The sequence below is a fragment of the Pseudoalteromonas sp. SIMBA_162 genome (genome assembly GCF_046535955.1).
GTDB classification, from domain to species: domain Bacteria; phylum Pseudomonadota; class Gammaproteobacteria; order Enterobacterales; family Alteromonadaceae; genus Pseudoalteromonas; species Pseudoalteromonas marina.
The window spans coordinates 1-291 of record NZ_JAWJBQ010000238.1; the positions used below are offsets into that span (position 1 = coordinate 1).

The 291-nt window shown below is 60.1% G+C and carries 1 pseudogene; it reads left to right on the forward strand.

Annotation, left to right across the window (positions count from 1 at the left end):
• A pseudogene (locus R0J88_RS19500) lies at window positions 1–159 on the forward strand (phosphate ABC transporter ATP-binding protein); the annotation flags it as partial.
• Between the last annotated feature and the right edge of the window lie 132 nt (window positions 160–291).

A 291-nucleotide genomic window follows, 5' to 3' on the forward strand; every position in this document is an offset into this window, starting at 1 on the left:
GTCACCGTGACGCACAACATGCAGCAGGCGGCACGTGTCGCCGATTACACCGCCTTCTTCCACATGGGTGAGCTGGTGGAGTACAACGACACCAAGACCATGTTCTCCAACCCGAATACCAAGAAGGCCGAGGACTACATCACCGGTCGCTATGGCTAAGCGGCGCCAGCGTCAGGGCTCGGAAGGCTGAGCCCCTGATCGTTGCCTGAGAGCATTGCAGGCCGCACGACGACACGAGGCCCGGATCAATGATCCGGGCCTCGTGTCGTTTCAAGCATCAGGTTGGCTCAG